Annotated in this window: 12 protein-coding genes; 5 read left to right on the top strand and 7 right to left on the bottom strand. The window is 70.9% G+C overall.

The genetic code is table 11. The annotated features are described in order from the left end of the window. Nucleotides 1-13: 13 nt before the first annotated feature. Nucleotides 14-2,416 carry a CoA transferase gene (locus AC5Y7V_RS12865; RefSeq protein ID WP_499880416.1) on the bottom strand — a complete coding sequence of 801 codons (2,403 nt, stop codon included), beginning with the start codon at nucleotides 2,414-2,416 and terminating at the stop codon, nucleotides 14-16. Between the two features lie 150 nt (nucleotides 2,417-2,566). Between AC5Y7V_RS12865 and AC5Y7V_RS12860 the strand changes: the two genes are divergently transcribed. Continuing rightward, nucleotides 2,567-3,469 (top strand): undecaprenyl-diphosphate phosphatase, encoded by a 903-nt coding sequence (locus AC5Y7V_RS12860; protein WP_499880415.1) that lies wholly within the window; start codon nucleotides 2,567-2,569, stop codon nucleotides 3,467-3,469. Between the two features lie 2 nt (nucleotides 3,470-3,471). After that, nucleotides 3,472-4,293, top strand: coding sequence for an acyl-CoA thioesterase domain-containing protein (locus tag AC5Y7V_RS12855; protein WP_499880414.1), 822 nt, complete (start codon nucleotides 3,472-3,474; stop codon nucleotides 4,291-4,293). Here AC5Y7V_RS12855 and AC5Y7V_RS12850 read toward each other — a convergent pair. After that, a complete protein-coding gene (locus tag AC5Y7V_RS12850; RefSeq protein ID WP_499880413.1) occupies nucleotides 4,290-4,799 on the bottom strand; it encodes a GNAT family N-acetyltransferase in 510 nt (169 codons plus the stop codon). The two genes, AC5Y7V_RS12855 and AC5Y7V_RS12850, sit on opposite strands and share 4 nt — an antisense overlap. Before the next feature lie 108 nt (nucleotides 4,800-4,907). Here AC5Y7V_RS12850 and AC5Y7V_RS12845 point away from each other — a divergent pair, with 108 nt between their 5' ends. The 3 genes from AC5Y7V_RS12845 (at nucleotide 4,908) to AC5Y7V_RS12835 (ending at nucleotide 9,019) form a co-directional block, all read left to right on the top strand. Beyond that, nucleotides 4,908-5,756, top strand: a complete 849-nt coding sequence (locus tag AC5Y7V_RS12845) for an SDR family oxidoreductase (RefSeq protein WP_499880412.1) — start codon at nucleotides 4,908-4,910, stop codon at nucleotides 5,754-5,756. Between the two features lie 38 nt (nucleotides 5,757-5,794). Continuing rightward, complete coding sequence (locus AC5Y7V_RS12840; RefSeq protein WP_499880411.1) at nucleotides 5,795-8,173, top strand: phosphoketolase family protein; 2,379 nt, start codon at nucleotides 5,795-5,797, stop codon at nucleotides 8,171-8,173. Nucleotides 8,174-8,278: 105 nt separating this feature from the next. Continuing rightward, complete coding sequence (locus tag AC5Y7V_RS12835; RefSeq protein WP_499880410.1) at nucleotides 8,279-9,019, top strand: CPBP family intramembrane glutamic endopeptidase; 741 nt, start codon at nucleotides 8,279-8,281, stop codon at nucleotides 9,017-9,019. A 7-nt stretch (nucleotides 9,020-9,026) separates the two neighbouring features. On the opposite strand, the gene AC5Y7V_RS12830 is transcribed toward AC5Y7V_RS12835, so the two are convergent. The 5 genes from AC5Y7V_RS12830 to AC5Y7V_RS12810 all read right to left on the bottom strand — a co-directional run bounded on the left by AC5Y7V_RS12830 (nucleotide 9,027) and on the right by AC5Y7V_RS12810 (nucleotide 13,521). Then, a complete protein-coding gene (locus AC5Y7V_RS12830) occupies nucleotides 9,027-10,055 on the bottom strand; it encodes a zinc-binding alcohol dehydrogenase family protein (RefSeq protein ID WP_499880409.1) in 1,029 nt (342 codons plus the stop codon). Between the two features lie 48 nt (nucleotides 10,056-10,103). Next, nucleotides 10,104-10,406 carry a GlsB/YeaQ/YmgE family stress response membrane protein gene (locus AC5Y7V_RS12825; protein ID WP_499880408.1) on the bottom strand — a complete coding sequence of 101 codons (303 nt, stop codon included), beginning with the start codon at nucleotides 10,404-10,406 and terminating at the stop codon, nucleotides 10,104-10,106. 132 nt (nucleotides 10,407-10,538) lie between these two features. After that, entirely contained in the window at nucleotides 10,539-11,537 is a 999-nt protein-coding gene (locus AC5Y7V_RS12820) for an alanine and proline-rich secreted protein Apa (protein ID WP_499880407.1), read from the bottom strand. A gap of 95 nt (nucleotides 11,538-11,632) precedes the next feature. After that, a complete protein-coding gene (locus tag AC5Y7V_RS12815) occupies nucleotides 11,633-12,730 on the bottom strand; it encodes a sulfate/molybdate ABC transporter ATP-binding protein (protein WP_499880406.1) in 1,098 nt (365 codons plus the stop codon). Then, nucleotides 12,727-13,521, bottom strand: coding sequence for an ABC transporter permease (locus tag AC5Y7V_RS12810; protein ID WP_499880636.1), 795 nt, complete (start codon nucleotides 13,519-13,521; stop codon nucleotides 12,727-12,729). Before AC5Y7V_RS12810 ends, AC5Y7V_RS12815 begins: the two co-directional genes overlap by 4 nt. Between the last annotated feature and the right edge of the window lie 68 nt (nucleotides 13,522-13,589).

Raw genomic sequence — 13,589 nt, 5'->3', positions numbered from 1 at the left:
ATGCCGGGCCGGCCTAATCCGGTCCGGCGGTCGCGAACAGCACGCCGTCGCGGATGAGCCGCTCGGTCTCGTCCGCGCTCATCCCGAGCAGGTCCCGGCAGATCTCGCGGGTGTCCTGGCCGGGCAGGGGCGCCGGGCGTTGTGGGGCCGGCGGTATGTGCTGAAAAGGTGCCGGACCCGTCTCGGCGGGCATAGGGCGCTCGATCAGCGGATGAGTCATGTCGCTGAACAGCTTTCGTCCGATCAGCTGGGGGTCCTCGAGGAGGTCCGGCGGGCGGTTCATCGGACCGGCCGGGACCCCGGCCGCCTGCAGCAGTTCGGCGTTGCGCAGCGGGGTGCGGGTGCGGGTCCAGGCCGACACCAGTTCGACCAACTCGCGGCGGTTGGCCAGCCGCGACTCGCCGGTCGCGAAGCGCGGGTCGTCGGCCCATTGCGGATGGTCGAGAAGGCCTGCCAGGCAGCGCCATTCGTCGTCCGAGCCGATGGAGATGACGCACCACTCGTCGTCGCCCGCGCACGGGTAGACCGCGTGCAGGCTGGTGTCGTCGCGGATCGGGCCGATGCCGGCGGCCTGCGCGGCCTCGGTGACGTACAGGGTGTCGAGCTGATTGATCACGACCTCGGCCTGCGAGACGTGGACGTCGGCGCCATCGCCGGTGCGATCGCGACGGATCAGCGCGGCCAGCGCCGCGATCGCGCTGACCCGCCCCACGACGTGATCGGGGAAGATCGTCGTCGCGTCGTAAAAGGCGTGCCGTCCCGTGTCGGACTGGTCGCCCGCGTCCTCCGACGTCCACAGCCGGGTGACCCCGGTGGCGGCGCGGACCAAGGGACCGTAGCCCAGCCGGGTGCGCCAGGGGCCGCTGTCGCCGTAGGCGCTGCTGCCCGCGAGCACGATCCGCGGGTTGATGGCGCGCAGCGCGTCGTAGTCAAACCCAAGGGCGGCAAGGGTTCCCGGCTTGAAGTTGGCGAACACCGCGTCAGCCTCGGCGACCAGCCGGCCGAAGATCCCCTTGCCCTCGGCGCTGCGCAGGTCCAGGCCCAGGCCGAGCTGATTGCGATGGGTCCAGGCGAACGACTCGCTCATGGCGTGGCCGGCGCGGGCCTGCCGCAGGCCGTCGGGATAGTCGGCGCTTTCCACCTTGATGACCTCGGCGCCCAGGTCGCCGAACAGCCGGCTCAGCTCGCCGCCCGCGACGATGATGCCCAGGTCGAGAATCCGCAGCCCGGTGAGCGGGTGGTCGCCGACCCGGCCCGACGGCGCGCGCACCAGCACCGGGTTCCCGCGCCAATACGGTTCGTCCTGGCCCGTGGCCGGGGCCGGCGTGCGGAACCCCGCGCGCTGCCCGTCGACGACGAAATACCCGGTCGGCACGCTGGTCCGCACCCGCGGCAGCAGCTCGGCCTCGGTGATGGCGCCCACCTCTTGGAAGTGTTCGGAGCCCAGGACCCAGGACGGTGGCAGCACCGCGGCGATCGGCACCCCGTGCGCCTGCCCCGCGGCGACGAGATCCTTCATCGTCTGATCGGCGAATAGGGCCTGGGCCAACGCGCTGATCTCGGGCCAGGCCGCCATCCGGGCGCCGATCGCGTCGTATTCGGGGTCCTGGAACTCCTCGGGCTCCCCCAGCCAGCGGCGAAACCCCCGCCACTGCCGCGGCGCCATTACGCACAACCGGACGTACCCGTCCTTGCACGGGCAGATCGGGTAGGCGTCCTGGTTCTTCGGGCGCCCGCGCCACTGCCCGCTGTGGCGGGTGCCGGCGGCGACCTGCCCGTGCGCGCCGAACGCCGGGTCTAACGCCATCACGACGGCGTCGAACCGCGAAAAGTCGATGTAATCGCCTGTGCCGCAACGCAACCGGTTGTAGTACGCGACTAGCGCCGCCCACGCCGCCTGCACCGCGGCGGTGGCGGAGGCGATGCCGTCCGGCGGCAACACCGGGGTGCCGGTGGTGGGACCGGAACGCGCCAACGAGCCGCACATCGCGAACAACACCGGATCGGTGGCACGCCAGGCGGAGCGCGGACCCGTCTCGCCGAAGTCGGTGACCGACAGCACCACCAGGTGCGGATAGCGGGCCGCCAACTCCGCGCCGGAAATCCCGAAGGCGCCGACGTGCCCGGCCAGGCCGCTGTCCACGACGATGTCGGCCTCCGCGGCCAGGTCGAGGAACCGGCCGCAGTCGCCGTCCTCGAGCGGGTCCAGCACGGCGGCCCGCTTGTTGGCGTTGTGCAGCGCGAACGGGATGCTGGCGCCGTTTAGCGCCGGCAGGTCGTCGCGCCCCAGGCTGCCGCCGGGGAATTCGATCTTGAGGACGTCGGCGCCGAGATCGGCGAACAGGCGTGTGACCGCGTCGGCGCTGCCACCGGACAGGTCCAGCACGCGCACGGTTTCGAGCAGCCCCTCCGCCATCCGCCCACCGTACCCGCCAGGTCAGGGGGCGGCCGCGAGCACTTATTTGGGGGCCAAATGTGCAGCCGCCCAAGCCGGTTCGCGCGCGAATTTCGACCGGCTACGCTCGGTAGTTCTTGTTCACGATCCCGGATGGAGGCGCCCCGCCCAATGACCGCGCAGTTGAGCTACGTCGAGGCGGTGGTGGTCGGCGCGTTCCAGGGCGTCACCGAGCTGTTCCCGGTCTCCAGCCTCGGGCACTCGGTGTTGGTGCCGGCGCTGGTCGGTGGGCGCTGGGCCCGGGACCTCAACGTCTCCACCCCCGAGTCGCCGTATCTGGCGTTCATCGTCGGCCTGCACGTCGCCACCGCCGCCGCGCTGCTGGTGTTCTTCTGGCGGGATTGGTTGCGTATCGTCGCCGGCTTCTTCTCCTCGCTGCGGCATCGCCGGATCCAGACGCCCGACGAGCGGCTGGCCTGGCTGATCGTGGTCGCCACCATCCCGGTGGGCCTGGCCGGGGTGGCCCTCGAGCACCTGTTCCGGACCACGCTGGGCAAACCCATTCCGGCGGCGGCATTCCTGTTGCTCAACGGCATCGCGTTGTACGCCGGCGAGGTGCTGCGCCGCCGCGTTTCACCGACCGGCGACGAAGAGCACGAGGACCACCGCGGCGAGGCCATCGACGACCGGCTGGCCCAACTGCCGATGGGCCGCGGTCTGGTGATCGGCTCGGCCCAGATCCTGGCCCTGCTCCCCGGCATCAGCCGCTCGGGCATCGCAATGGTGGCCGGCCTGTGGCGCGGGCTCTCACACGAGGACGCCGCCCGCTTCTCGTTCCTGCTCGCCACGCCGATCATCCTGGCGGCCGGCGTCTACAAGATTCCCGACCTGTTCGGGCCGCTGGGCGCCGGGATCGGCGGCCAGGTGCTGGCCGGCAGCGTCGCCTCCTTCGTCTGCGCCTACCTGGCCGTGCGTTTTCTGACCCGGTACTTTCAGACCCGCACCCTGACACCGTTCGCCGTCTATTGCGCCCTGGTGGGCGGCGCCAGCCTGGTGTGGCTGAGCCTGCACTAAGCATGGGTGGCGATGAGATGGCGCGGGCGATCTTCGTTCCCGACGGGGAGTTCTACGTGCCCACGCCGCTGGCCGCGGGACCGTGGGGCCCCTACGTCGCGGGCCAAAACGTCGGCGGACTGCTGTGCCGGACGATCGAACGCGATTTCGGTGACCCGGACTTCCAATTAGCCCGCCTGACAGTCGATTTGCCGCGGCGCGCCGCGCTGCAGCCATGCGCGGTCACCACCGAGGTGCACCGGGACGGCGGACGCGTCCGGCTCGTGGACGCCGCGTTGACGCAGGCGGGCACCGCGGTTGCGACGGCCCGGGCGGTTTTCCTGCGCCTCGGCGAGCAGCCCGGCAACACGATTTGGTCGTCACCGGTGTCGATGCCCGCGATCCCGCACACCCCGAGCCCGGTGCCCGACGACTACCCGCTGCACGTCTGGGCCTTCAACAGCGACGAGCCCGACCGAACCGAGTGCGATTTCTCGGCCCTGCAGCGGGCGTCCCAGAAGTTCATGTGGGTGCGTTTCGTCGTGCCGCTGATACTCGGCGAGGACGCCACCCCGACGACGCGCGCGGCCATGGCCGCCGACGCCACCAGCGCGATTTGCCAGTACGGCACGAGCGGCCTGCACTTCATCAATGCCGACTACACGCTGGCGCTGGTCCGCCCGCCCGACGGGCCGTTCGTCGGGCTGGCCGCCATGACCCAGTGCGGCCACGCCGGAGTGGCCAACGGAGTCGCGACGATGTTCGACCAACGCGGCCCGATCGGTAACTGCCTGGCCACCGGTATCGCCAATTCCGGCTTTCCGCAAACGAATCCAACGGCTTAGACCGGCGCACAGCGGTAACGGACCTGTTGCACCGGCGCGCCTCCGAAAGTCGTTGTGCGGCTGGTTCCGTCGAAACGCCACCCGTCGCGCTCGTAGAACCGGCGGGCGTCGAGGTTGCCCTCCAGCACCCACAGCAACGCGCCCGCGACACCCACGATGCGGAGCCGCTCCCGCGCGGCCGCCATCAGGAGCCGGCCCACCCCCGTCCGCGCGTGCGCGGGATCGACGTAAATCGCCATCAGCTCGCCGAAATTCGGGAATTCCACCTCGCGGCACAGGCCCGTGGTCGCCAGGCCGCGGATATCGGAGCCGTCGACGGCCACCAGCGTGGACGGCTTCCGCAGCCCGACGCGACCGAACGTGTATCGGTCGGCAAAGAAGGCGGGCGTGAGGTCGTCGAGAAAGTCTTGGGCGATCAGGCCCCGATAGGCCGACCGCCACGAGCGCAGCTGCACCCGGGCCACCTCGTCGGCGTCCTCCGGGACGGCCGCGCGCACCTCGGTCACGGTTGTGAGTATCGGCTTCCGCGGCGCTATTTGCGCGGCGCGGCGTCGAGTGCTGTGCTTACCCCAGCGCCAACCTGACACCCGTCAACTTTTCTGGGAGGACCCGCCATGGCAGATGCGGCATCGATCGGCCTGAAGGTCCGCGACAAGGTCGTCGTCATCACCGGCGGCGCCCGTGGGATAGGGCTGGCGACCGCGACCGCGCTGCACAACCTGGGCGCCAAGGTCGCGATCGGAGACATCGACGAGGTGCGGGTGAAGGAGTCGGGCGCCGCGCTGGGCCTCGACGTCTACGGGAAACTCGACGTCACCGACGCGCATTCGTTCGCCGACTTCCTCGACGAGGTTGAGCGCCAACTCGGCCCGATCGACGTGCTGATCAACAACGCCGGCATCATGCCCGTCGGTCGGGTCATCGACGAGCCGGACGCGGTCACGCGCCGCATCCTCGACATCAACGTCTACGGCGTCATGCTGGGCAGCAAGCTGGCCGTGCAGCGCATGGTGCCGCGCGGGTCCGGGCACGTCATCAACGTCGCCTCCCTGGCCGGTGAGCTCTACATCGTCGGCCTGGCCAGCTACTGCGCCAGCAAGCACGCGGTGATCGCGTTCACCGACTCGGCCCGGCTGGAGTACCGCTCGGCCGGTGTGAAGTTCTCCACGGTGTTGCCGACGTTCGTCAACACCGAGCTGGTCGCCGGGACGCCCGGCATGAAGGGGTTCCGCAACGCCGAGCCGGCCGAGATCGCCGACGCGATCGTGGGGCTGGTGGCCCACCCGAAGCCGCGGGTTCGGGTCACGAAGGCCGCCGGCGCGATGGTGGTGTCCCAGAAGTTCTGGCCGCGCCGGATCGCCGAGGGGCTCAACCGCCTGCTCGGCGGCGACCACGTCTTCACCGACGACGTCGACGTCGAGAAGCGCCGAGCCTACGAGGCGAGGGCCCGGGGTGAAGAGTAGACGGGCGCCGTTCACCTGAGGCGCGGACAATCGGCGGGGTGACTGTAGAAACCTCGACTCCCAGTGTCGCAGCCCTCTCCGACGACGAACTCGCCCTCATCGACAAGTATTGGCGCGCAGCCAATTACCTCTCGGTCGGACAGATCTACCTGCTGGACAACCCGCTGCTGACCGAGCCGCTGTCGTCCGAGCACGTCAAACCCCGGCTGCTCGGCCACTGGGGCACCACACCCGGGCTCAACCTGATCTATGCGCACCTGAACCGGGTCATCCGCAACCGCGACGCCAGCGTCATCTACGTCACCGGGCCGGGCCACGGCGGACCCGGCCTGGTCGCCAACGCGTACCTGGAGGGCACCTACACCGAGGTGTACACCGGCATCGAGGAGGACGCCGAGGGGCTGCGGAAGTTGTTCCGGCAGTTCTCGTTTCCCGGCGGCATCCCCAGTCACGTCGCGGCCCAGACGCCCGGTTCGATCCACGAGGGCGGCGAGCTGGGCTACGCGCTGGTGCACGCCTACGGGGCGGCGTTCGACAACCCGGACCTGGTGGTGGCGTGCGTGGTGGGCGACGGCGAGGCCGAGACCGGCCCCCTGGCCGCCGGCTGGCACTCCAACAAGTTTCTCAACCCGGCCACCGACGGCGCCGTGTTACCCATCCTGCAGCTGAACGGCTACAAGATCGCCAACCCGACCGTGCTGGCCCGCATCCCCCACGCCGAACTCGAATCCCTGCTGCGCGGCTACGGCTACCGCCCCATCACGGTCGCCGGGGACGACCCGGCCGACGTGCACCAGCAGCTGGCCGCCGCGCTCGACGACGCCTTCGACGACATCGCGGCAATCCAGCGCGCCGCCCGCGGCGGCGGGCGCTCGGAGCGACCCGTGTGGCCGATGATCGTGCTGCGCACCCCCAAGGGCTGGACCGGCCCCAAGGTGGTGGACGGCAAGAAGGTCGAGGGCACCTGGCGCGCGCACCAGGTCCCGCTGGCCGAAACCCACGACAATCCCGAGCACCGCGCCCAGCTGGAGGAATGGCTGCGCAGCTACCGGCCCGAGGAGTTGTTCGACGGCGACGGCGCGCTGCGCCCCGAGCTGCGCGCGCTGGCGCCCCGCGGCGATCGCCGGATGAGCGCCAACCCGCACGCCAACGGCGGGCTGCTGCTGCACGACCTCGATCTGCCGGACTTCCGCGACTACGCGGTGGCGGTGCCGCAGCCGGCCGCCGAGACACACGAGGCCACCCGGATACTCGGCACGTTCCTGCGCGACGTGGTCGCCCGAAACTCCGACCGGTTCCGGCTCATGGGCCCCGACGAGACCGCGTCCAACCGGCTCGACGCCGTCTACGGCGCGACCGACAAGGTGTGGCTCTCCGAGATCGGGCCCGACGACGAGCACCTCGCGCCCGACGGCCGGGTGATGGAGGTGCTCTCCGAGCACCTGTGCCAGGGCTGGCTGGAGGGCTACCTGCTGACCGGCCGGCACGGGCTGTTCAACTGCTACGAGGCGTTCGTGCACATCGTCGACTCGATGCTCAACCAGCACGCGAAGTGGCTGGCCACCAGCAGGGAGCTGGCCTGGCGGCGGCCGATCGCCTCGCTGAACTACCTGCTGACCTCCCACGTCTGGCGCCAGGACCACAACGGCGCGTCGCATCAGGACCCCGGCTTCATCGACCTGGTCGCGAACAAGCGGGCCGAGCTGACGCGGGTGTACCTGCCGCCGGACGGCAACACGCTGCTGTCGGTGGCGGATCATTGCCTGCGCAGCCGCAACTACATCAACGTGATCGTGGCGGGCAAGCAGCCCGCGCTGGCCTACCTGGACATGGACGAGGCGATCGCCCACTGCGCGCGCGGCCTGGGCATCTGGCAGTGGGCGAGCACCGCCACCGCCGAGCCCGATTTGGTGCTGGCCTGCGCCGGGGACATCCCGACGCTGGAGGTCCTCGCCGCCGCCGACATCCTGCGGCGCGAGCTGCCCGGCCTGGCGGTCCGGGTGGTCAATGTCGTCGACCTGATGCGGCTGCAGCCGGAATCCGAGCACCCACATGGCTTGCCGGACAAGGAGTTCGACGCGCTGTTCACCCGCGACAAGCCGGTCATCTTCGCCTACCACGGCTACCCGTGGCTGATCCACCGGCTCACCTACCGGCGCACCAACCACCCGCACATCCACGTGCGCGGCTTCAAGGAGCGCGGCACCACGACGACGCCGTTCGACATGGTGATGCTCAACGACCTCGATCGGTTCCACCTGGTCATCGACGTCATCGACCGGGTGGACGGGCTGGCCAGCCAGGCCGCCGTGTTGCGTCAACGGATGGTCGACGCCCGCCTCGCCGCCCGCGCCTACACCCGCGAGCACGGCGAGGACGACCCGGCGATCTCGGGGTGGACCTGGGAGATCGACTGAACTGACGCCGAGATTGCCGTAGTGGCTGTGCTTGGGGCATCACGCACAACCGTGGCGGCAATCTCGCTGAACTGCCCGTGCGTGGCGCGCAGGTAAACTTGCCGGATGCCCGACGCCATCGCTGCCGCACAGCCGTCGGCGCCACACCGGTTCCGCATCCATCTGGACATCGCCGTGGTGGTCGTCGTGCTGGTGGTCTCCAACCTCGTCGCGCACTTCACCACGCCGTGGGCGAGCATCGCTACCGTCCCGGCCGCCGCCGTCGGGCTGGTCGCGTTGATACGCTACCGCGGGCTGGGCTGGACGGACCTCGGTCTCGGCCGCGAACACTGGAGGCCCGGGCTGGCGTATGCGCTGGGAGCGGTGGCCGTCGTGGCGTCCGTGATCGCGATCGGGATCCTGTTGCCGGCGACCCGGCCGATGTTCCTGAACAACCACTACGCGACGATCTCCGGCGCGCTGATCGCGTCGATGGTGATCATCCCGCTGCAGACCGTGATTCCCGAGGAGCTGGCGTTTCGGGGCGTGCTGCATGGCGCGCTGAACCGCGCCTGGGGCTTTCGCGGGGTGGCGCTGGGCGGGTCGCTGCTGTTCGGGCTTTGGCACGTCGCCACGTCGTTGGGGCTCACCAGCAACAACGTCGGCTTCACCCGCATGTTCGGCGGCGGGTTCGCTGGGATGCTGGCCGGGGTGACGTTGGCGGTGCTGGCCACCGGGGCGGCAGGCTTCGTCTTCAGCTGGCTGCGCCGGCGAAGCGGGAGCCTGATCGCGCCGATCGCGCTGCACTGGTCGCTGAACGGGCTTGGCGCCCTGGCCGCGGCGCTGGTCTGGCACCTGTCGAGCTGAGGTCCGCTCAGACGAGCAGGACCGCGGCTCCGGCGATGCGGCCGGCGCTCAGATCCGTCAGGGCCGCGTCGGCCCGTGCGAGCGGGTATTCGGGCGTGGTCACCTCGATGTGGTGTTGACCGGCGAAGTCGAGGAAAGCGCGCGCGTCGGCCCGCGTGTTCGACGTGACCGATCGGACCTGGCGCTCCTGGAACAGGTGGCGCTGGTAGTTCAGGGGCGGGATATCGGACAGGTGAATCCCCGCGATCGCGAGGGTGCCGCCGCGGTCCAGCGCCGCCAGCGCGGGCAGCACCAGCTCGCCGACGGGCGCGAACAGGATCGCGGCGTCCAGCGGCACCGGCGGCGGATCGGCCGCGCCCTGGGCCGACGCGGCGCCGAGTTCCAGCGCCAGCTCGCGCGCCTCGGCGCCGCGGGTCATCACATGCACCTCGGCGCCCTGCGCCAGCGCGACCTGCGCGGTGATGTGGGCGCTGCCGCCGAAACCGTAGAGGCCCAGCCGCCCGCCGACCGGCAGCTGGGCGCGCAGCAGCGACCGGTATCCGATGATGCCGGCGCACAACAACGGCGCCAGCTCGCTGTCGCTGTAACCGCTGGGTAGGTGGTGCGCGAAAGCGGCTGGGACGGTGGCGAATTCGGCGTATCCGCCGTCGGCGTCCCAGCCGGTGTAGCGGGATTCCGGGCACAGGTTCTCGTCGCCCCGACGGCAGTATTTGCACACGCCGCAGGTGTGGCGCAGCCAGGCGATGCCGACCCGGTCCCCCGGTTTGAACCCGTCGCCCACCTCGGCGCCGACTTCGACGACCTCCCCGACCACCTCGTGCCCGGGCGTCACCCGATCGCGGTGCACGGGCAGGTCGCCCTCGGTGACGTGCAGGTCGGTGCGGCACACGCCGCACGCGCGGACCGCGACCAGCAGCTCCGACGGTTGCGGCCGAGGCACGTCGGCGGTGACCTGCTCGAGCGGGCCGGTGGCCATGGGGCCGGGGCGGCGCACTCGCCACGCGCGCATGGTCGTGGTCGTCACCGCCGAGGCCATCACTACATCATGCCGCTATTCGTCACGGCCGCAACGGGATAGCCGCGATCAGGTCCGGTGCCGCACCATGCCGACGACCCACAGCAGGATGAGCGCGCCGAGCAGCGCGGTGAAGAAGGTGAAGATGATTCCGCCGCCGGCGGTGTTGACGAAGAAGCTCAGGATGAAGCCGCCGATCAGCGCGCCGATGATGCCGATCACGATGTCCATCAGGATGCCGGCTCCGCTGCCCCTGATGATCCTGCTGGCGAGCGCGCCGGCCAGGCCGCCGATGATGATGTAGCCGATCCAGCCGACGCTGGTCAGCGTGGATGACCGGGCGAGAACTTCGGTTGCTGCGATGACGTCCATACGGGTCTCCTTGCAATCGCTGGCAAAGCCCAGCGGGTCCGCTGGGCCGTGCTCAGGGAGTACCCGATTTCCGCCTATGAAACATATGTCCAATTGATCGCGCGTGTGCGCCCAGAGATGGCGCCCGACGGATCAAGCCCGCTGCGGCGTCGGCGCGGCGGTGGGGGTGACTTCGCTCGCTGGCGCCTGGCCCGGCGCCGGGGCGGGTGCCGGGACGCCGGGCGCGGGCGCCGGAGCGCCAGGAGCGGCTCCGGGGGCACCGGGCGCCGGTGCGGGGGCCGCCGGCGCCGTCCAGGGCTGGATCGACTCGGCCAGCGCCTTCGCGGCGCCCTGGTCCACCTGGTCGTTGGAGGTTCCGAGCCACACCACGAACCAGCGCTGGGGCGGCCCGTTGCCGGCCGACGGCCCACTGACCACCCCGGTCCAGATCTGGCCGTTCGGCTTGGACGGATCGCTGAACTTCACCTCGTAGTACGACGCGCTTCCGGTGATCCCGTTCGCGCCCGTCAGTGGGGTGGCGCCCTGGTTGATCCGGGTGCCGGGATAGGGCATGAAGAACTCACCCATGTCCGAGCCCAGCCGTACGGCGGCCTTGGCGTCGCTGGCTTCGGCGCTGGCGTAAAGCTTCTGGTCCAGCCGGCCCATCACGATGCGGGTGTCGTTGGCGACCGGCGGCGCCTGCCCCGGCGCCGGCGGTTGGCCGGTCGTCTTGCTGAGCAATTCCGAACCGTAATCGAGATGGGTCGCGTCGGACTCCACCCAGCCGGCGGGCAGGACGAAGCTGAACCCGCCGACGGCGTTGCCGATCCGGCCCGCGTTGGGGTCGACGGGCGGCGGTGGCGGCGCGTTCGGATCGACCGGCGGCGGGGGCGTCGCGTTGGGGTCGCCGGGCGGGGGCTGCGGCGACGCCGGCGCGCCGGGCGGCGGCGGGGTCGTGGTCGTCGGCGACGCGGGCGCCGGTGCCGGTGCCGCGGTCGTCGTGGTCGGCGGGACCGGCGTCGGAACCTCGGGGTCCGCGTTGGACGTCGCCGGTAACGCGATGGCGACGGCACTGGCACTGGTCACCGTGGCGATCGCCAGCGTCGCCCACAGCCCTTTCCGACGTGTCGAGTTCGGGTCCACCTGATCCATGGCTGCGAACCTACCGCGTTACCGCTGTGACGCAAGGGTGCCGTGCGGCGGTTCGTGCGATGTTGCCGATGTGCAACCTTGCGCGTCGGCGCAGGTCAGTGCGGCGCCGGGTACAGCATGACCTCGTGGGCCTTGACCGAGAACCAAACGCGCTCCCCCGGCGTCAGCCGCAGCTCCGTCGCGGCGTCCGCGGTGATTTCCGCGGCCAGCCCCGGGGCACCGTCGGGCTGCTCCCGGCCCCGCACCAGCACGGCGGACCCGTGGGCATCCAGCTCCGCCACCGTCACCTCGACCGTGTTGCGGGGGCTGCCCCGCGGCCGGTCCCGGTACACGGCCACCGCCGTGGGCGGGAACACCGCGACCGCCTTGATCACCCGGGCGTCCAGCTCGTGGGCCGGGGTGGCATGCCAGTGGGCGCCGGTGCGATCGTGCAGCGAGCCGTCGGGCCCGACGGTGCCGTTGACCAGGTTGATGCCCGCGATACGGGCGCCGAAGTGACTGCGCGGCGCGGTGAGAACGCGTGCGACCGGCCCGATCTCGGCGATCCGTCCCGACTCGAGCACCAGCACCCGATCGGCCAAGGTGAACACGTCGAGCAGGTCGTGAGTGATCAGAATGACCGCGCAGCCGGTTCGGGTGACGACGTCGCGCAGCGCCCCACGGACGCCCGCGGCCGCGGCGACGTCGAGCCCGGCCAACGGCTCGTCGAGCAGCAGTACGTCGGGTTCGGCCGCCAGGGCGCGGGCGATCGCGACCCGCTGCGCCTGTCCCCCGGAGAGCTCGCGCGGTTTCCGGTCGGCGAAGCCCTCGGCGTCCACCTCGCGCAGCCAGCGCAGCGCCGTCGCCTTTTTGTCGGCGCGACCGAAACGGAACACGCGCCGGCGACTGTGCGGTCCGAACGCCACGTTCGCGGCGACGCTCAGGTGCGGGAACAGCAACGGGTCCTGCAGCAGCAACCCCACCCGGCGCTCGTGGGTTGGTACGTGCACGCCGGTCGCGGTGTCGGTCAGCACCCGGTCGCCCAGTCGCACCACGCCCTCGTCGGGCCGAAGCAGCCCGGCAATGACGTGCAGCGCGGTCGACTTGCCGGCGCCGTTGGGTCCGAGGACGGCGAGCACCTCGCCAGCCGCCACCGAGAAGTCCACATCCACACCGCGGTCGGCGACGACGCCGCGGACCTGCAATTCACTCACGCCGACACCCCGGTGAGTCGCCGCGCGCCCAGGCCTAGCACCACCAACGCCGCCACCGCCACCAGCAGGATCGACAAGGCCACCGCCGCGTCCGCGTCGCTCACCCGCTGCAGGTAGATCTCCAGCGGCAGCGTTCGGGTCACCCCCTGGCGGGAGCCGGCGAACGTCAGCGTCGCGCCGAACTCGCCCAGCGAGCGGGCGAACGCCAGCACCGCCCCGGACGTCATCCCGGGCAGCAGCAGCGGCAATGTCACCCGCCACCAGATCGTGGTCGGTCGGGCCCCCAGCGTCGCCGCCACCATCTCATAGTCGGCTCCCGCGGTGCGCGCCGCGCCCTCGAGGGCGATGACCAGAAACGGCAGCGACACGAACGTCTGCGCCAGCACCACCGCGGTGGTGCTGAAGGCGATGCTGACGCCGGCGGCCTCGAGGTATCGCCCGATCAATCCCAGCCGGCCGAACGCATAGAGCAACGCGATGCCGCCCACCACGGGAGGCAGCACGAGCGGCAGCAGGATCAGCGGCCGCAGCAGCCGGACCAGGCGCGCGGTGCTGCGGGCCAGCACGAGCGCCATCGGGACGCCCAGCAGCACGCACAGGGCGGTGCTGGCGGCGGCGGTCTTCAGGCTCAGCAGCAGCGCCGTCCGCGACGAGGGGCTGGCGACCAGCGACCAGAAGTTCGGCCAGTCGACCTTGATCGCGATCGCCAGCAGCGGCACGACCACGAACGCGGTCCCCGCGGCGGCGGGGATGTACACCCATCGCGGCAGATCCGTGCGGCGCTCGCTAATCCGTACACCCCTAACCGTGATCGGGCGATCTACACCGCCTCAACCTAGTAGTCGCTGTCGATGTGGAG

The organism is Mycobacterium sp. NGS34, assembly GCF_059812845.1.
Note: the sequence above shows the minus strand (reverse complement) of the source record. Positions and strands in the feature narration are given on the sequence as shown.